Source organism: Chromohalobacter canadensis (assembly GCF_029544075.1).
Lineage (GTDB): Bacteria > Pseudomonadota > Gammaproteobacteria > Pseudomonadales > Halomonadaceae > Chromohalobacter > Chromohalobacter canadensis_A.
The window spans coordinates 1-17381 of record NZ_JAJQJH010000002.1; the positions used below are offsets into that span (position 1 = coordinate 1).

Annotated in this window: 18 protein-coding genes; 14 read left to right on the forward strand and 4 right to left on the reverse strand. The window is 62.3% G+C overall.

Going from position 1 to position 17381, the window contains the following annotated elements; translation table 11 throughout:
- Positions 1 to 198: 198 nt before the first annotated feature.
- Positions 199 to 1395, reverse strand: coding sequence for a tyrosine--tRNA ligase (tyrS, locus tag LUN51_RS03630; protein ID WP_277810190.1), 1197 nt, complete (start codon positions 1393 to 1395; stop codon positions 199 to 201).
- 99 nt (positions 1396 to 1494) lie between these two features.
- On the opposite strand from tyrS, the gene LUN51_RS03635 reads away from it, so the two are divergent.
- Positions 1495 to 2610 carry an anhydro-N-acetylmuramic acid kinase gene (locus LUN51_RS03635; RefSeq protein ID WP_277810191.1) on the forward strand — a complete coding sequence of 372 codons (1116 nt, stop codon included), beginning with the start codon at positions 1495 to 1497 and terminating at the stop codon, positions 2608 to 2610.
- Positions 2611 to 2615: 5 nt separating this feature from the next.
- On the opposite strand, the gene LUN51_RS03640 is transcribed toward LUN51_RS03635, so the two are convergent.
- Positions 2616 to 3758 (reverse strand): PilT/PilU family type 4a pilus ATPase, encoded by a 1143-nt coding sequence (locus LUN51_RS03640; RefSeq protein ID WP_277810192.1) that lies wholly within the window; start codon positions 3756 to 3758, stop codon positions 2616 to 2618.
- Between the two features lie 37 nt (positions 3759 to 3795).
- Complete coding sequence (locus tag LUN51_RS03645; RefSeq protein WP_246894419.1) at positions 3796 to 4836, reverse strand: type IV pilus twitching motility protein PilT; 1041 nt, start codon at positions 4834 to 4836, stop codon at positions 3796 to 3798.
- Positions 4837 to 4870: 34 nt separating this feature from the next.
- Here LUN51_RS03645 and LUN51_RS03650 point away from each other — a divergent pair, with 34 nt between their 5' ends.
- From LUN51_RS03650 to metW, 5 genes are read left to right on the forward strand one after another with little or no spacing between them, the layout of a single operon-like run.
- A complete protein-coding gene (locus tag LUN51_RS03650; protein ID WP_246894418.1) occupies positions 4871 to 5578 on the forward strand; it encodes a YggS family pyridoxal phosphate-dependent enzyme in 708 nt (235 codons plus the stop codon).
- 49 nt (positions 5579 to 5627) lie between these two features.
- Entirely contained in the window at positions 5628 to 6452 is an 825-nt protein-coding gene (gene proC / locus LUN51_RS03655) for a pyrroline-5-carboxylate reductase (RefSeq protein WP_246894417.1), read from the forward strand.
- 34 nt (positions 6453 to 6486) lie between these two features.
- The gene (locus tag LUN51_RS03660; protein ID WP_097021301.1) at positions 6487 to 7077 is read left to right on the forward strand and encodes a YggT family protein; all 591 of its coding nucleotides are present in this window, start codon (positions 6487 to 6489) and stop codon (positions 7075 to 7077) included.
- Between the two features lie 60 nt (positions 7078 to 7137).
- Positions 7138 to 8298, forward strand: coding sequence for a homoserine O-succinyltransferase MetX (metX, locus tag LUN51_RS03665; RefSeq protein ID WP_261507662.1), 1161 nt, complete (start codon positions 7138 to 7140; stop codon positions 8296 to 8298).
- Positions 8298 to 8897, forward strand: a complete 600-nt coding sequence (metW, locus tag LUN51_RS03670; protein WP_097021302.1) for a methionine biosynthesis protein MetW — start codon at positions 8298 to 8300, stop codon at positions 8895 to 8897. The genes metX and metW overlap by 1 nt, the downstream gene beginning before the upstream one ends.
- A gap of 1 nt (position 8898) precedes the next feature.
- On the opposite strand, the gene sfsA is transcribed toward metW, so the two are convergent.
- Complete coding sequence (gene sfsA, locus LUN51_RS03675) at positions 8899 to 9645, reverse strand: DNA/RNA nuclease SfsA (protein WP_277810193.1); 747 nt, start codon at positions 9643 to 9645, stop codon at positions 8899 to 8901.
- A gap of 246 nt (positions 9646 to 9891) precedes the next feature.
- On the opposite strand from sfsA, the gene dksA reads away from it, so the two are divergent.
- From dksA to panC, 8 genes are all read left to right on the forward strand, one after another.
- Entirely contained in the window at positions 9892 to 10329 is a 438-nt protein-coding gene (gene dksA, locus LUN51_RS03680; RefSeq protein ID WP_040239883.1) for an RNA polymerase-binding protein DksA, read from the forward strand.
- A gap of 71 nt (positions 10330 to 10400) precedes the next feature.
- Entirely contained in the window at positions 10401 to 11276 is an 876-nt protein-coding gene (gene gluQRS / locus LUN51_RS03685) for a tRNA glutamyl-Q(34) synthetase GluQRS (RefSeq protein ID WP_277810194.1), read from the forward strand.
- 170 nt (positions 11277 to 11446) lie between these two features.
- On the forward strand, positions 11447 to 12808 hold the full coding sequence (locus LUN51_RS03690) for a sigma-54-dependent transcriptional regulator (RefSeq protein WP_277810195.1): 1362 nt from the start codon (positions 11447 to 11449) through the stop codon (positions 12806 to 12808).
- A gap of 239 nt (positions 12809 to 13047) precedes the next feature.
- A complete protein-coding gene (locus LUN51_RS03695; RefSeq protein WP_246894410.1) occupies positions 13048 to 13254 on the forward strand; it encodes a hypothetical protein in 207 nt (68 codons plus the stop codon).
- Positions 13255 to 13698: 444 nt separating this feature from the next.
- Entirely contained in the window at positions 13699 to 15114 is a 1416-nt protein-coding gene (pcnB, locus tag LUN51_RS03700) for a polynucleotide adenylyltransferase PcnB (RefSeq protein WP_246894409.1), read from the forward strand.
- Positions 15115 to 15118: 4 nt separating this feature from the next.
- Positions 15119 to 15595: a 2-amino-4-hydroxy-6-hydroxymethyldihydropteridine diphosphokinase gene (folK, locus tag LUN51_RS03705; protein WP_431355559.1), complete on the forward strand. Its 477-nt coding sequence runs from the start codon at positions 15119 to 15121 to the stop codon at positions 15593 to 15595.
- Between the two features lie 113 nt (positions 15596 to 15708).
- The gene (gene panB, locus LUN51_RS03710) at positions 15709 to 16500 is read left to right on the forward strand and encodes a 3-methyl-2-oxobutanoate hydroxymethyltransferase (RefSeq protein ID WP_277810197.1); all 792 of its coding nucleotides are present in this window, start codon (positions 15709 to 15711) and stop codon (positions 16498 to 16500) included.
- Positions 16500 to 17351: a pantoate--beta-alanine ligase gene (gene panC, locus LUN51_RS03715; RefSeq protein ID WP_277810198.1), complete on the forward strand. Its 852-nt coding sequence runs from the start codon at positions 16500 to 16502 to the stop codon at positions 17349 to 17351. Before panB ends, panC begins: the two co-directional genes overlap by 1 nt.
- Positions 17352 to 17381: the final 30 nt, after the last annotated feature.

Sequence of the window (17381 nt, forward strand, 5' to 3'; positions counted from 1 at the left end):
GGCGCATTTTACCGATTCCGGCGTCGCTGTCAAGCGAGAAAGCCACCCGAAGGTTTGAATTTCTCAAGCACGTCAGCCACTTGCGCTACCCTTCCACCGCTGGCCACGAAGTCCGTCGCCGGCAGCGGATGCGTACTTTACGGCCCACAGGGGCTGAACGCAAGGGGTTTTTACACGGAGAAAACGTGGCGCTCGCCTCTACCCCAACGTCACCCGCGCATAACGCTTTTTACCCGCCTGGATGACATAGCTTCGACCAGTGGCAAGCATATGATCGCGTGCCACGACATCGCCATCGACCTTGACGCGGCCATTGCCCAGCATGTCCTTGGCCTGGGCGCTATTGTTGGCCAACCCCGAGCGGTTGAGCACCGCAGCAATCGGCGCTTGCTCGCCTTCGAAAGTCACCTCGACCTCCGGCAGGTCTTCCGGCAGCTCACCTTCCGCCAACTGGTTGCCCGCCGACTTGTGCGCATTAGCGGCAGCTTCATCACCGTGATAACGCCCTATCAATTCGCGCGCCAGCTCCATCTTGATGTCACGCGGATTGGCACCTGACTCTATGGACCGACGGATTTTTTCTATCTCGTCGTTGGATTTCAGTGACAGCAGTTCGAAGTAACGCCACATCAGGCTATCGGGCATCGATACCAGCTTGTTGAACATCACCCCCGGTGTATCGTCGACCCCTACATAGTTGCCCAGCGACTTGGACATTTTCTGCACACCGTCCAGCCCTTCCAGCAGCGGCATGGTCATGACCACCTGCGGCGCCTGACCGAAATGCTTCTGGAGCTCGCGTCCCATTAGCAGATTGAACTTCTGATCGGTGCCGCCCAGTTCGACATCGGCCTCGAGCGCCACCGAGTCGTATCCCTGCACCAGGGGATAAAGGAACTCATGAATCGAGATCGACTGGTTGGCCGTATAACGCTTCTCGAAATCGTCACGCTCCAGCATGCGTGCCACGGTCGACTGCGCCGCCAGCTCGATCATGTCAGCCGCAGAAAGCTGGCTCATCCACTCGGCGTTGAAGCGTACTTCCGTCAGCGCCGGGTCGAGGACCTTGAACACTTGCTCTTTATAGGTCTCCGCATTGGCCTTGACCTCCTCTTCGGTCAGCGGCTTACGGGTCACATTCTTCCCCGTGGGATCACCGATGCGACCAGTGAAGTCGCCGATCAAGAACACTACCTGATGACCCAATTCCTGAAACTGACGCATCTTGGTCAGCAACACGCTATGCCCCAAATGAAGATCCGGTGCGGTAGGATCGAACCCCGCCTTGATACGCAGCTTGCGCCCGGACTCGAGTTTTTTAACCAACTCGTCTTCCAGCAGGATTTCATGGGTACCACGCTTGAGCAGCGCCAGCGCATCAGCGACGTCGGTCATCGTATCCTCTCTCCGCAAATAGAGTGTCTTGGGCAATAACGGGGAATGTTAGCATGACTCTTCGACGGCGGTTGAGCGCCCCGGCACATGGAGATGAACATGCCCCTTTATATCGGCCTGATGTCCGGCACCAGCTTGGACGGCATCGACGCCGCCCTAGTACGTTGCGGCGACGGCCGCCCCGAATGGCTGGGTGCCACTGGGGTGACCTTTCCCGCCGCGCTGCGCGAGGACCTGCTTGCCTTATGTCTCGCCCGCGACACCACCTTCGCGGAGTTGGCCCGGCTCGAGACTACCTTCTGTGAATGGCAGGCTGAGGCGGTCAACCGCCTGCTCACTGAGACCGATACCTCACCTGGCGACATCGCCGCCATCGGCAGCCACGGGCAAACCATCGAACACGCCCCCGAGGGCGTCCCGCCGCACACCTACCAGCTCGACAACCCCAGCCTGCTCGCCGAGCTGACCGGTTGCGCGGTGGTGGGCGATTTTCGCCGCCGCGATATGGCCGCCGGTGGACAAGCCGCGCCGCTCGCGCCGGCCTTTCATGCCGCGCTTTTCACCTCCCCCGAGCATACGCGCTTGATCCTCAATCTCGGCGGCATCGCCAACCTCACGCGTATTCCCCCAAGCGACGACTCCGCGCCTGTCCTCGGCTTCGACACCGGCCCCGCCAACATGCTGATGGATGCCTGGTGTCAGCGCCACCTGGGCCACGCCTACGACGCCGGCGGCGCTTGGGCCGCCGGTGGCCGTGTCGACGAGACCTTGCTCTCTCGCCTCCTCGATGATCCCTACTTCCGACGCCCTCCGCCCAAGAGCACTGGACGTGAGCATTTTCATCTCGACTGGTTGGCGACGCATCTGATCGGTGACGAAGCCCCCCGAGACGTCCAGGCGACGCTCGCCGAGCTGACCGCCGCCAGCATCGCTATGGCGATTACCCAAGGCGGAGAGCGTTCGGACGGGAATTGCGATGCACTCATTCCCTGCGGGGGCGGCGCCCACAACGCAGACCTGTTGGCGCGTCTACGCCGGCACGTGCCGGAGATCCCGCTGACGCCCTGCGAGCGTTTCGGCTGGTCAGCGGACTGGTTGGAAGCCGGTGCCTTCGCTTGGCTCGCTCATCAGCGCCTCATGCAGCGCCCCGGCAACCTCCCCGAGGTCACCGGGGCCCGTGGCCCCCGGATTCTGGGAGGCGTCTATGCGCCCTGAGGCGTTCATTCATCGTCGCCTTTCAAGGTGAATCGCTCGGCGGCGTCACTGGCCCGCGCCAACTGCGGGCTGTCAGCATCGCCATAATCGATGCGCAACCGCAAGTCGTTGGCGGAGTCGGCATGCACCAATGCCATCTTTTCGCTGATGCGCCCTTGCCGATAGAGTGCATATAGCGCCTGATCGAAGGTCTGCATGCCCTGGTCATGGGAGCGCTGCATAACTTCCTTGAGGTCGTGAATCGCTCCCTTGCGGATCAGATCGCTGACCAGCGGCGAACGCAGCATCACCTCGACCGCCGCGCAGCGCCCCTCTCCATCCTCGCGGGGCAGCAAACGCTGGGCGACGATGGCCTGCAAATTGAGCGACAGATCCATCCACACCTGCTCGTGGCGCTCGCTGGGAAAGAAATGCTGAATCCGCTCCAGTGCTTGATTGGCGTTGTTGGCATGCAGCGTCGCCAGACATAGATGACCAGTCTCGGCGAACGTCAACGCATGCTCCATGATCTCGCGCGAGCGGACCTCACCGATCATGATGACATCGGGCGCCTGACGCAGCGCATTCTTGAGCGCCACCTCGAAGGACTCGGTATCGATGCCCACCTCGCGCTGATTGATGATCGCTCGACCATGCGGATGAATGTACTCAATGGGATCTTCGATACTGATGACATGCCCGCCGGTCGTCTGATTGCGATGCTGAATCATCGACGCCAGCGTGGTCGACTTGCCGCTGCCCGTGCCACCGACGATGAACACCAGGCCACGCTTGCGATTGACCAGCTCACTCAAGGCATCCGGTAATGCCAGGCTCGCCAAGTCAGGAATATCGAAGGCAATGCGGCGCACGACCATCGCCATCTGGCTGCGCTGATAGAAGGCACTCACGCGAAAGCGCCCCTTGCCCTGCAGGCTGAGCGCGAAATTGGCCTCGCGTTCGACCTCGAAACGCTCCCCCACGCCCCGGGGCAGCGCCGCCGAGACCAACTCGTGCACCTGCGCCACCGACATCGCCTGCTCGCCCAGCGTGACCAGCTCGCCATTGATCTTGAGGCTCGGCGGCGCCCCGGTCGAAACCAGCAGGTCGGAAGCCTGCTTGTCGAGCATGATATCCAGCAGTTGCGTCAGCCACTCGTATGGCGTCATGCGCGTTCTCCTTCGCGACTGTCGATTGGGGCCCAGCTCACACGCCCTGCACGCGCCCATCCTTCGCTTTGGCCTGCGCCTCGGCGCGCGATACGACACCCTGCGCCACTAAACGCGAAAGCGCCGCATCCAGTGTCTGCATGCCTAGGCTGCCGCCGGTCTGAATCGAGGAATACATCTGCGCCAGCTTGTTCTCGCGGATCAAGTTGCGCACCGCCGCGCTGGCCACCAAGATCTCGTGGGCTGCCACGCGCCCGCCGCCTTCACGCTTGAGCAGCACTTGTGAGATGACCCCCTGCAGCGACTCGGACAACATCGAACGCACCATGCTTTTCTCATCGCCGGGAAAGACGTCAATGATGCGGTCCACGGTCTTGGCCGCCGAGGTAGTATGCAAGGTACCGAACACCAGATGGCCCGTCTCGGCGGCGGTCAGCGCCAGTCGGATGGTTTCCAGGTCACGTAGCTCACCGACCAGAATCACGTCAGGGTCCTCGCGCAGCGCCGAGCGCAACGCCGTGGCGAAGCTACGCGTATCGCGATGCAACTCGCGCTGATTGACGAGACTGCGCTTGCTGCGATGCACGAACTCCACCGGGTCCTCGATGGTCAGCACATGTTGGTAGTAGTTTTCGTTGACGTAGTCGATCATCGCCGCCAAGGTCGTACTCTTGCCCGACCCTGTCGGTCCCGTCACCAGCACCAGCCCTCGCGGCAGCGAAGCCAGGCGTCGAAACACCTCGCCCAGGTCCAGGTCGTCCAGGGTAAGCACTTCGCTGGGGATGGTACGGAAGACAGCGCCTGCGCCGCGCCCCTGGTGGAAGACGTTGACACGGAAACGCGCCACCCCCGGCACCTCGAACGAGAAATCATGCTCGAGCGCCTCTTCATAGTCGCGGCGCTGTTGATCGTTCATGATCGCGTAGATCAACTTGCGAACGTCACGATCCTCGATCGGCGGCACGTTGAGCCGGCGAATGTCGCCGTCGACGCGAATCATTGGCGGCAAACCGGCGGACAGATGCAGATCGGACGCCTTCTGCTTTGCCGAGAACGCCAGCAATTCGATAATATCCATGCATTTCTCTCGCTCGCGGACAGGGTTTCCCAGTATGCCAGATGTCACCATCGCCGAATCCCTCGAACGCGCTCGCCAGCGTTTGACACACGCCCTGGCGAATGCGGGACGTGACGGCGAGGACGCCTGCCTGTTGGCCGTGAGCAAGACACAGCCCGCAGCGAGCGTGCGCCAGGCCTTCGCGGCGGGGCAGCGCGCATTCGGCGAGAACTATCTTCAGGAAGCGCTCGACAAACAGGCCTCGCTGGACGATCTCGAGGGTATCGTCTGGCATTTCATTGGTCCTTTGCAATCCAACAAGACCCGTGCGGTGGCCGAGCACTTCCAGTGGGTGCATACCATCGATCGCGCGCGCATCGCCACACGCCTCGATGCGCAGCGCCCGGCAGCGTTGGAACCGCTGAACGTTTGCCTGCAAGTCAACGTCAGTGGCGAAGCCAGCAAGTCAGGTGTGGCGCCCGAGGCCTTGCCGGCACTGGCCGATGCCGTGGTGGCGCTGCCACGCCTGCGGCTGCGCGGTTTGATGACACTGCCCGCGCCGAGTAACGACCCGGCGGCCCAACGGCAACCCTTCGCCGAGCTGCGCACCTTGCTTGAGACGCTCCGCCAGCGACATCCCCAGGCGCCTTTGGATACCTTATCGATGGGCATGAGCGGCGATCTTGAGGCTGCCGTCCTCGAAGGTGCCACCCTGGTCCGTCTGGGCACGGCCATTTTCGGGCAGCGCGCGCCGCATCCCTGATCGCCTTACCCCTAACCCACTGTTTCGCCGCGACACTTCAGGAGACCCCATGACAAGCCAAGTCACCTTCATCGGCGCCGGGAACATGGCCAGCGCCATTTTCGGCGGCATGATCGAGGGCGGATATCCCGCCGAATCCATCACAGCCACCGCGCGCAGCACACAGACGCTCGACGCGCTCGCGTCGCGCTATGGCATCCAAACCACATCTGACAACAATGTGGCCGTCGAACAAGCGGATGTCGTGGTACTGGCCGTCAAGCCGCAGGTCATGCGCGAGGTATGCCACGAATTGCGCGATAGCGTACAGCGTCAACGCCCGCTGATCGTCTCAGTGGCCGCCGGCTTGAGTGCCGAGACGCTAGATACCTGGCTGGGCGGAAACATGGCCGTGATCCGCTGCATGCCCAACACCCCTAGCCTAGTCGGTCAGGGCGCCTCGGGGCTTTACGCCAACGCCCGCGTTAGCGAGGAGCAGAAGCAGCTGGCCACCTCGCTGCTGGAAGCCGTGGGACTCGTGGAATGGGTCACCGACGAGACACTTCTCGAGGCGGTCACCGCCGTGTCGGGAAGCGGCCCGGCATACTTCTTCCTGATCATGGAAGCGCTCGAGGACGCCGGCAAGAAGCTCGGCTTGCCCGCCGACAGTGCCCGCCGTCTGGCTCTTCAAACCGCCTACGGCGCGGCCAGCATGGCCCGCGAAAGCGAATTCGAGCCAGCTGAATTGCGCCGTCGCGTGACCTCGCCCAACGGCACCACCGAACGCGCCATTAATAGCTTCGAGGACGACGGCCTGCGCCAGCTTTTCGAAAATGCGACACAAGCCTGCGCGACACGCGCTCGTGAATTGGCCGACGAACTGAGCCGCGACTGAATTCCCCTTCACCCACTCGATACGGAGGAGCCCCATGGGCAGCCAAATGGGAAGCGCCGGCTTGATGCTGGTCAACACGTTAATCAATGTGTATCTGTTCGTCTTGATGCTGCGCTTTCTGCTGCAGTTTTCGCGCGCCGATTATTACAACCCCGTCAGTCAAGCGGTGATCAAGGCCACGCGTCCGGTGGTCGCGCCGTTGCAGCGCATCTTCCGCCCGCGTGGACGTTTCGACCCCGCTTCGCTGGTCGCGGGCCTGCTGATCAAGGGCATCACCATCTTCGTACTGCTCAAGCTCGCCGGCATCGGTATGCCGCCGATTCAGGGCGTACTGGTGGCGGCTCTGGCTGGGGTGTTGAGCGCTATCCTCGACATCTATTTCTTTGCCCTGATCATCATGATCATTCTCAGTTGGGTCGCGCCGCAGGCCAGCCATCCCGGCGCCATACTCGTCCACCAATTGGTCGAACCGATCATGGCCCCGGTACGCAAGGTCATCCCCCCGCTGGGCATGATCGACTTGTCGCCGATCGTGGTGTTCATCGCCATCAGCCTGTTCGATAGTCTTATCGTCGGCGCCCTGGCCCGTGCAGCGGGTTTGCCCGGCATACTGGTAGGATTCTGAACATTCGCGACCCTGGCGCCGTTGCGCGCCCCACGCTGGACACGGAAACCGACACACACGATGCCCGATACGCTACCTCCCGACTCGGTCGGTCTGGTCACGCCGCAAACGGCGCACTTCGATACCCCGCTGGCTCTGGCCGGCGGCAAGACGCTGTCCGACTACACGCTGGTCTACGAAACGTATGGCACGCTCAACGCCGAACGCAATAACGCGGTGCTGATCTGCCATGCGCTTTCCGGCCATCATCACGCGGCAGGCTTCCACAGCATGGAAGACCGCAAGCCCGGCTGGTGGGACGCCTATATCGGCCCCGGCAAGGCGATCGACACCGATCGCTTCTTCGTCGTTTCGCTCAACAACCTCGGCGGCTGCCACGGCAGTACCGGCCCCGCCTCGACCAACCCCGAGACACAGCGCGCCTGGGGGCCGGCATTCCCGGTCTTGACGGTGGCCGACTGGGTGCACAGCCAGGCCCGCCTGGCCGATCGGCTGGGCATCGAACGCTTTGCCGCCGTGGTCGGCGGCAGCCTTGGCGGCATGCAGGTGCTGCAATGGACGATGGCGTATCCTGAGCGCATCGCCAATGCCGTGGTCATCGCTGCCACGCCGCGTCTCTCGGCGCAGAACATCGCCTTCAACGAGGTCGCCCGCCAGGCGATTCGCTCGGACCCCGACTTTCATGACGGCTGGTATGAGGAGCACGGAACGGTGCCCAAGCGCGGCCTCAAGCTGGCCCGCATGATCGGCCATATCACCTATCTGTCCGAGCATTCGATGGGGGCCAAGTTCGGCCGTGACCTGCGCACCGATCAGCTCAACTTCGGCTATGACGTGGAGTTCCAGGTCGAATCGTATCTGCGTCACCAGGGCGATACGTTTTCCACCAGCTTCGATGCCAATACGTATTTGCTGATGACCAAGGCACTGGATTACTTCGACCCGGCCGCCCTGCACGGCGGCGATCTGGCCAAGGCGCTGGCGCCAGCGCAATGCCCGTTCCTGGTGGTCAGCTTCACCACCGACTGGCGCTTCGCACCGCCGCGTTCGAGAGAATTGGTCGACGCCCTGATGCGCGCCGACAAGACCGTCAGCTACGCCAGTATCGACTCGCCCCATGGCCACGATGCATTCCTGCTACCGCACCCGCGTTACGAAGCGGTATTCGGCGGCTTCATGCGTCGCGCCGCCCGCGACCTGCAGCTCGAGGAGACGACCTGATGCGCGCCGATCTCAAACTGATCCATGATTGGGTCCCGCAGGGTGCGCGTGTGCTCGACCTGGGTTGCGGCGACGGCAAACTGCTTGCCGCCCTGGCGCGTGACAAGCAGGTCGTCGGCTATGGCCTGGAGATCGACCCCGACGGCATCACCGCTTGCATAGAGCGCGGAGTGAGCGTCATCGAACAGGACATCGACGACGGCCTGAGCAACGTCGAGGATGACGCCTATGACCTGGTCATCATGACCCAGGCGCTTCAGGCCCTGCAGCGCCCGGACCGCACCCTCGATGAAATGCTCCGCGTGGGCCGGGAATGCATCATCGCCTTCCCCAACTTCGCCTACTGGCGCCACCGTCTCTATCTTGGCATTCAGGGCCGCATGCCAGTGTCCAAGTCGCTGCCACACGCCTGGTACGACACGCCCAACATCCACCTATCGACGTTTCGCGACTTCGGTCAGCTGTGCCGCGACAAGGGCCTGACCATCGTCGATCAACGCGTCGGCAACGGCGATCACGAACCACACTGGAGCTCGCGGCTGTGGCCTAACCTGTGCGGTGAAACAGCGATTTTCCGTATAACCCGTGCCTCACGCTGACTCAGGCACTCGGCGGCAGCCGCTCGAGATCCACCGGTAGCCGTCGGGTCAACATCGCCTGACAGGGAACACCGGCCGTGTCCCGGGTGACACTGACACCATACGCCAGCACCTCCACGCCCTGAGCGGCGACGCGACGTAGCGTTTCGGCATAGGCCGGATCGAGGTGCGCAGCAGGTGCGACGGTGTCGATCCCGGTGTGTGCCACGCAAAACAGGAGAACCGCGCGCTCACCCAGCGCGACCCGCGCCGCCAGGCTCTCCAGATGCCGCCGACCACGCTCGCTGACCGAGTCGGGAAAATAGCCATGGCCGTCGTCTTCACGCAGCGTAACCTGCTTGACTTCGAGATGGGTCGTTTGCCGCGCATCGGTAAGGCGAAAATCGAGCCGTGCGCCTTCGACCTTCGCCTCCCGCTTAAGCTCCGTATACCCCGCCAGCTCGGCGATACGCCCAGTGCACAGGGCTTCCTCGACCCACGCATTGGCACGCCCGGTGTGTACCGACGCCAGGGCCGGCGCCGCGCCGGGCATGGGTAGCTCGATCCATTCCCAGGTCCAGGCCAGTTTGCGTGCGGGATTACGACTCGGCGAGAGCCAGACACGACACCCCGGGACGTTGACCGCTCGCATGGAACCGGTATTGGGGCAGTGCGCGACCACCTCCTCGCCCGACGCCAAGCGCACATCGGCCAGAAAGCGCTTGTAACGACGCATCAGAATACCGGACGTCAGTTGCGTGTATTCCATCTTCCCTCTTGGACTGCTAACGCGTCTCACCGTGGGACAAAAAATCACATTCTCGCGCTAGCGGCCGCATGGCCGCGTAACGCGCGTGCTCCAGCGCCTTGATCAAGGTCAGAACATGTCATTTTCTCGCCGAGAATGGTTGCAAAGCCTGCACTTTTCCGCTAAATAAGCAAGGCTTCGGGCGGGCGCCCAAGCCCTACCCTGGCCAGGCATCGGCCCAAGTCACTTGCGTAATGAGGCAGTCCCATGCCAGTAGCGGAAATAAAATCGGAAGCGCCGAAAAAATTCACCCCGTACGAACCGGCGCCGGGTGAAGAATACATGAACGAGCAGCAGCTCGCGCACTTCCGCCAAATCCTGCTCATCTGGAAACAGGAGCTCATGGAAGAGGTGGATCGCACGGTGCGCCACCTGCAGGAAGAAGCCAACAACTTCGCCGACCCGGCCGACCGTGCCACCCAGGAAGAAGGCTTCAACCTGGAGTTGCGTACACGTGACCGCGAGCGCAAGCTCCTCAAAAAGATCAACGAGACCATCGAAAATATCGATGAGGACGACTACGGCTTCTGTGAAGCCTGCGGCGTCGAGATCGGCATCCGCCGCCTCGAGGCTCGCCCCACCGCCACACTCTGCGTCGACTGCAAGACGCTGGCGGAGCTCAAGGAAAAGCAACTCGGCGGCTGAGGCCGTTTCTGAATCTCCTCTCGACGGGCACCTTCGGGTGCCCGTTTGTCATTGCGCGGGTCACGTCACTCATGTCGTATATCGGTCGCTTCGCACCGACACCCTCGGGACCTCTGCATCTGGGATCGCTGTTGGCAGCCTTGGCGAGTTTTCTCGACGCACGCCACGCCAAGGGACGCTGGCTCGTGCGTATCGAGGATATCGACCCGCCACGCTGCCCCGCAGGCACCCCCGAGACCATCCTCCGCCAATTGGACGCCTTCGGCCTGACCTGGGACGCCAGCGTGCGCTACCAGAGCACGTGTCATGCCCGCTATCAGGCGGCACTCGAGCAGCTCGCCGAGCAAGGGCTTGCCTATCCATGCAGCTGTTCGCGCAAGGAGTGGCGCGAGCATGCCATTTACCCTGGCTGGTGCCGGCACGGGCCGCTGCACCCCGAGCGCTCCCTGGCCTGGCGACTGCGCAGCGACCTCGGTCTGCGTCCCGTCGAATGGGAGGACCGACGCCTGGGTCATCAACGCTTCGACCCCGCCGAGCTGGGCGACGTGGTCCTCAAGCGCAAGGACGACCTCTGGGCCTATCAGCTCGCGGTGGTCGTCGATGACGCCGACCAAGGCGTGTCCGATGTGGTGCGCGGCGCCGACCTGCTCGACAACACCCCCTGGCAGCGTCAATTGCAGGACGCGCTGGGGTTCCCTGTGCCGCGCTACTTACACCTTCCCCTGGTACTCGGCGACAACGGCCAGAAGCTCTCCAAGCAGAACCTGGCCCCGGCGCTGCCTACCGATGAAGCCGGCATCCGCCACACGCTGCACCACGCCTTGCAACGACTCGGTCAGCAACCGCCACGCGAAATGGCACACGCCTGCGTCGCCGACCAGCTCGACGCAGCCATCAACGCCTGGCGCCCCGAGCGCCTGCGTGACATGGCAACGAACGAGCACTGAAAGTCCACACCCGCACGTGCACCCGGTTCCTCGACAGCGCTCTTGTCATGCCATAGTCGCACGCCCCTTGGCTTGATTCGCCCAGCCAGCAGGCGTCAGGATACAAACCAACCGAGCGCTGCATGAGCCGACGTTCGGCCACTCCATGTATTCACGCGACCATGAGGCCCATGAGCCGAATCCTGATCGTCGAAAACGAAGACTCCCCGCGTCAGGCCCTGAAGGACCTGCTCGAGCGCCAGTCGTACCGCGTCGCGACCGCCGCATCTCTCGATGCTGCCCAGGCGCTGGCGCCGCAGACCTTCGACCTGGTGGTCTGTGATCTGCGCCTGGTGGGAGAAGACGGCACACAGATGCTCGCGCTGAGTGCCCCAACGCCGGTGCTGGTCATGACCGACCACGCCAGCCTGCGCAAGGCAGTGGTCGCGCTCAAGGAAGGCGCCGTCGACTGTATCGCCAAGCCCGCCGATGACGATGATGTCTTGGCAACCGTGTCACGCGTGTTGTCACGCCCGGCGCCCAAGGAAACCGCCGCCTCTAGTGGTGTTCCCCGCGGCATGATCGGCGAGTGCGTCGCCATGCAGCGTGTCTACGAACGCATCCGCAAGACGGCGCCCGCCGACGTCACCGTACTGGTGCAAGGTGAATCGGGCACCGGCAAGGAGCTGGTTGCGCGTGCCCTGCATCGCCAGAGCCGCCGCACCAAGGCACCGCTGATCTGCGTCAACTGCGCCGCGATTCCCGAAACCCTGATCGAATCTGAACTCTTCGGTCACGAAAAGGGAGCTTTCACAGGCGCCAACAGTGCACGTACCGGCCTGGTCGAAGCCGCCGATGGCGGCACGCTCTTCCTCGATGAGATCGGCGAGCTGCCTCTGGACGCTCAGGCCCGTCTATTGCGAGTGCTTCAGGAAGGCGAAATTCGGCGTATCGGCTCGGTGGAAACGCGTTATGTCGATGTGCGACTGATCGCGGCAACGCATCGTGATCTGCACTCTCTGTCACGTAGCGGCGAATTCAGGCTCGACCTCTACTACCGCCTCAATGTCATGCAGATCGAACTACCACCGCTTCGCGAACGCGACGACGATATTCTCTCCATTGCCCAGGTTCTGCTCGAGCGTGCTTGCACCCGCCATGCACGACCGGGATTGCGCTTATCGCGCGCCGCACGCCGCGACATCCTCGGTTACGCCTGGCCAGGCAATGTGCGCGAGCTGGAGAACGCCCTGGAGCGCGGGGTCATTCTCGCCGAGGGCCACCTTATCCACCCCGACGATCTCGGCCTCCCACTGGAACGAAGACAGGATCCGGTCGCTGCCTCTCCCGAGCCATCCGACGCCGAGGAAGAGGACGCGCTCGGCGACGACCTGTCTCTGGAAGACTACTTCCAGCATTTCGTTCTTGAGCATCAGGCACAGATGAGTGAAACCGAGCTGGCCCAGAAGCTAGGGATCAGCCGTAAGTGCCTGTGGGAGCGTCGCCAGCGCCTGGGCATTCCACGCAAAAAGAACGCCCGCCGTCTAGCGTGATATCGTTTAATGCCGACGACGAGCGCCTTTTGGCCCTTGTCGCGACTATGGTCTAAGCGCATTTCTCGGCCTTTTTAGAGACCCTATGCGCCAGTGAGACGGGGCCGATGCACCAGTTGTTACCATCCCACACAAGAGATGCCCCGTTATGCGGCAATTTCGGTAACACCACGATCTTCCGAAACGCAGGGAACTTTCATAAAAAAACCGTAAGTCATTGACTAAAAAGAAAAAAATAAATGGTGGCACGACCACTGCAACATATAAATCAAGAAAAACAACAGCCGGATGCCCGCGGCGCACGAACAACGACAATAACGTACGCCCCAGGTGCTCAGCCCGACATCGGCAACAACAAATACAACAACGTCGAGCTGGAACATCGCAAGCGAATCGCCAACAACAACAAACGAGACGCAATGCGAGTCGACCGCCAACAACAATAAGTTGGTCGAGATCCGGAACCGAACCAGGACGCGACGCTTCATGCGAGGCCCAACAAGAACAATGCTCTCGCCCGAAGCATCCCGACAACAACAACAAAACGTCGGGAGAACGATGTCGTCGTGGTTGGATTATTGTTTTGAATACGAGGTGGTCATCACGCGGGAAGAGTTACAACAACAAGAATACTGCTTGCCTGCCGAATTTCATTGGTGACTGTGGTGCGTATTCAAGGCGATGCGCCATCACGAAGAAGAAACAGCAGCAAGGACGTTGCACAGCATACTTAGGGGAGGCCCATCGGGTCTCCCCTTTCTAATGCCATGTATTCCCACCTACTTCTTACGATAAGCCCGTTCTCGCTTTCCATCACGCCACATCCTTTGCAAGCCAAGGAGTGTCGGCTTACACTAGCAACTTCGCTCTCCGCAAGTCGTTAACGACGCATGTTCAAAGGATTTACCCGCTTTCTCCAACGCCCCGGTGAACGTTTGAAGACCCTGTTTGGCGCTCAACAGCCTTCCGGCCATTCCACACCCACATTGCGCGTCATCCCGCGTGATCAGCACGACGTATCACGGCGCCTCTTCAGCGAGAATGCCCTCAAGGTGCTATATCGTCTGCACAATGCCGGCCATGAAGCCTATCTGGTAGGTGGCTGTGTGCGTGACTCACTGCTCGGCAAGGTCCCCAAGGACTTCGACATCGCTACCGATGCCACGCCGGAAGCAATACGCACGTTGTTTCGCAACTCACGTATCATCGGGCGCCGCTTCCGTATCGTCCATGTGCGCTTCGGCCGGGAGGTCATTGAAGTCACTACCTTCCGTGGTCGGCCCGGCGACGATCAAGACACCGCGCACTCCCAGCAATCCGACGACGGCTTGCTGCTGCGTGACAACGTCTGGGGCACCATCGAGGAAGATGCGCTACGTCGCGACTTCACGGTCAATGCGCTTTATTACAACATCGCCGACTTCTCGATTCACGATTGGGCCGACGGCGTGAATGATCTCGAGGCCCGCACCCTGCGCTTGATCGGCGACCCCGAGGTGCGTTATCGCGAAGATCCAGTGCGCATGCTTCGTGCCGTGCGCTTCGCCGCCAAGCTGGACTTCGATATCGAGCCGCGCACCGAGACCCCGATTCTTGAGTTGGCGCCCTTGCTACTGCAGATTCCTCCAGCACGCTTGTTCGAGGAAGTCCTCAAGCTCTTCCTTTCCGGACAAGCACTGCGCACCTTCGAACTGCTTCGCGAGTATGGCCTCTTCGCCATGCTGTTCCCGGAGGTCGAAGAAGCCATCGCGGAACGCACGTGGGCAAGGCCACTGATCGAGCAGGCCTTGATCAATACCGACCGGCGCATCCGGGAAGAACGTCCCGTCACCCCGGCGTTTCTGTACGGTGCCATGCTATGGCCCGGCATGCGGCTACGCGCCGAGCGCCTCGAGAGCGAAGGCATACCACCGATTCCCGCACAGCAGACCGCCTCGCAGCAAAGCATCTCGCGGCAACTGCAGCACACCTCGATCCCCAAGCGCTTCAGCATGCCGATGCGGGAAATCTGGGATCTTCAGCAACGCTTGCCCAAACGTCGCGGAAAGCGCGCCTTTCAGACCCTGGAGCATACTCGTTTCCGCGCCGCTTATGACTTCCTCCTGCTGCGGGAGAGCGCCGGTGAGATCGACCCGGGACTCGGTGCTTGGTGGACGGCCTTCCAAGAAGGCGATGACCACGAGCAGGCACGCCTGATCGCCAAGACCAGTGGCTCCCCGGCTGGCACTTCCGACCGCCCCAAACGTCGTCGCCGTCGGCGGCGCAACCCGTCCTCCGAGCATGGCAATGACGGACGCCAGGAGTGACCACGTGGCGGCCTATATCGGCCTGGGCAGCAATCTTGACGAACCGCGCGAGCATGTCTCGCGCGCGCTGAATGAGCTTGATGCCCTGCCGCTAACCCACTTGGCGGGGCATTCCTCCCTGTATGCCTCCGCGCCGGTGGGCCCCCAGGATCAACCCGATTTCATCAATGCCGTTGCCCGCGTATTCACGCGACTCTCGCCGCTAGCCTTGCTCGATCAATTGCAGGCACTCGAGCAACGCCATCGTCGAGTGCGCCAACGCCATTGGGGGCCGCGTACGCTGGATCTAGACCTCTTGCTCTATGCACATCTCGAATGGCGAACGCCACGCCTGACGCTCCCTCATCCGGCCATGCGCGAACGTGCCTTCGTACTCGTCCCCCTGGCGGAGCTCGCCCCCGAGATATCGCTTGCGGGCGAGACCAGCGCCACCTTGGCGCAGCACCATGATGGTGCGGGCTTGCACCGCCTTCTTCCCTAAAAGTCGAGTTGCAGCCGATGTGTTACCGATCCACACTCTCGGCACCCTGAGGTAACGTTTGCGGTAACACTTTCCCCAGGCCCGCGCGGGCCGCCACAGCATGGAAATGTTTCATGAAAACCGTCACCTTGAGCCACCTCAATGCCTTCAAGCGTGCCAGCGAACCGTTCAGTTGCCTGACGGCTTACGATGCCTCGTTCGCGCAGCATGCGGGCGCCGCCGGTATCGATGTACTGCTGGTGGGCGATTCGCTGGGTATGGTGCTGCAGGGCCATGCCAGCACGCTTCCCGTGACGCTCGACGACATTCTTTATCACACGCGCTGCGTGGCACGCGGCAAGCAGCGTAGCCTGCTGATGGTCGACCTACCCTTCATGAGCAACGCCGACACGCGCCAGGTGCTGCATGATGCCGGCGCCCTGATGCGAGCCGGCGCCGAGCTCGTCAAGATCGAAGGCGCAGGCTGGATGCACGACGATGTGCGCGCCCTCACGCAGCGCGGGGTTCCGGTATGCGCGCACCTAGGCTTGACGCCCCAGAGCGTGCATCAGTTCGGCGGTTACAAGGTGCAAGGCCGCGAACAGGACGATGCTCAGCGCATCGTCGACGATGCCCGCTTGCTGGTCGACGCCGGTGCCTCGGTGATCCTCCTCGAGTGCGTGCCCGCCGCGCTGGGTCGCGCCGTGCGCGATGCAGTGGAGGTCCCGGTGATCGGGATTGGCGCAGGCCCCGATGTGGATGGTCAAATATTGGTGATGCATGACATCCTCGGCGTGACGCATGGGCGGCCGCCACGTTTCGCCAAGAATTTCCTGGCCGGCCGCGACAGCATTCAGGCCGCGTTCGCGGCCTACCACGACGCCGTCAAGACACGCCAGTTCCCCGCCGAGGAGCATTGTTTCTGATGTTGACGCTGCACGACATCGCCGAATTGCGTGCCCACCTGAATCCCCAACGCTACGACGGTCAGCGCATTGCCTTGGTGCCGACCATGGGCAATCTGCACGCTGGGCATTTGGCCTTGGTAGACGCCGCGCGCCGTGATGCGGACGTGGTGGTCGCCACCATCTTCGTCAACCCTCTGCAATTCGGAGCCGGCGAGGACTTCGAGCGCTACCCACGGACACTCGAGGCCGATACCCAAGCGCTGGCGAACCATGGCTGCGATATCGTCTTCGCCCCCAGTGCCGATGCGCTCTACCCGCACGGCCTCGAGGCGCACACGCACGTCAGCGTGCCCGACGTCTCGGAAGGGCTGTGCGGCGCCAATCGCCCGGGTCACTTCAACGGCGTGGCCACGGTCGTCAGCTTGCTCTTCAACCTGGTACAGCCGGACGCGGCCTATTTCGGCCGCAAGGATTACCAACAGCTAACGGTCATCCGGAAACTGGTGGAAGACCTGCATTTCCCGATCGAGATCGTCGGTGTCCCGACGCAACGGGCCGAGGACGGCATGGCGCTATCATCACGCAATGGCTACCTGAGTGCCGCGCAGCGACAACGTGCGCCAGCGCTTTACCGCACGCTATGCCACGTGCATGACACGCTGCGCGAAGGCGAGGCGCCGCCAACCGCCCTGCGTGACGGTCTCGCGGCCCTCACCGAACAGGGCTTCAAGCCCGACTACCTGGAGCTACGCCGCGCGCAGGATCTCGGTCCCATCACCCCCGATACTCAGGAGGCGATTCTGCTGGTCGCCGCACATCTCGGGGCCACCCGCTTGATCGATAATCTTCCGGTCAGCTTGCCGAGCTGAGTACTGGGACGAGACCACGACGAGGTTTTT

Bases quoted from the DNA above. Each gene is read 5' to 3' on its own strand.
- dksA (WP_040239883.1), top strand. From the start codon at position 9,892: ATGCCAGTAGCGGAAATAAAATCGGAAGCGCCGAAAAAATTCACCCCG.
- gluQRS (WP_277810194.1), top strand. From the start codon at position 10,401: ATGTCGTATATCGGTCGCTTCGCACCGACACCCTCGGGACCTCTGCAT.
- panB (WP_277810197.1), top strand. From the start codon at position 15,709: ATGAAAACCGTCACCTTGAGCCACCTCAATGCCTTCAAGCGTGCCAGC.
- LUN51_RS03660 (WP_097021301.1), top strand. From the start codon at position 6,487: ATGGGCAGCCAAATGGGAAGCGCCGGCTTGATGCTGGTCAACACGTTA.
- metW (WP_097021302.1), top strand. From the start codon at position 8,298: ATGCGCGCCGATCTCAAACTGATCCATGATTGGGTCCCGCAGGGTGCG.
- proC (WP_246894417.1), top strand. From the start codon at position 5,628: ATGACAAGCCAAGTCACCTTCATCGGCGCCGGGAACATGGCCAGCGCC.
- LUN51_RS03650 (WP_246894418.1), top strand. From the start codon at position 4,871: ATGCCAGATGTCACCATCGCCGAATCCCTCGAACGCGCTCGCCAGCGT.
- tyrS (WP_277810190.1), bottom strand. From the start codon at position 1,395: ATGACCGACGTCGCTGATGCGCTGGCGCTGCTCAAGCGTGGTACCCAT.
- LUN51_RS03690 (WP_277810195.1), top strand. From the start codon at position 11,447: ATGAGCCGAATCCTGATCGTCGAAAACGAAGACTCCCCGCGTCAGGCC.
- pcnB (WP_246894409.1), top strand. From the start codon at position 13,699: ATGTTCAAAGGATTTACCCGCTTTCTCCAACGCCCCGGTGAACGTTTG.
- sfsA (WP_277810193.1), bottom strand. From the start codon at position 9,645: ATGGAATACACGCAACTGACGTCCGGTATTCTGATGCGTCGTTACAAG.
- metX (WP_261507662.1), top strand. From the start codon at position 7,138: ATGCCCGATACGCTACCTCCCGACTCGGTCGGTCTGGTCACGCCGCAA.
- LUN51_RS03645 (WP_246894419.1), bottom strand. From the start codon at position 4,836: ATGGATATTATCGAATTGCTGGCGTTCTCGGCAAAGCAGAAGGCGTCC.
- panC (WP_277810198.1), top strand. From the start codon at position 16,500: ATGTTGACGCTGCACGACATCGCCGAATTGCGTGCCCACCTGAATCCC.
- LUN51_RS03695 (WP_246894410.1), top strand. From the start codon at position 13,048: ATGGTGGCACGACCACTGCAACATATAAATCAAGAAAAACAACAGCCG.
- LUN51_RS03640 (WP_277810192.1), bottom strand. From the start codon at position 3,758: ATGACGCCATACGAGTGGCTGACGCAACTGCTGGATATCATGCTCGAC.
- LUN51_RS03635 (WP_277810191.1), top strand. From the start codon at position 1,495: ATGCCCCTTTATATCGGCCTGATGTCCGGCACCAGCTTGGACGGCATC.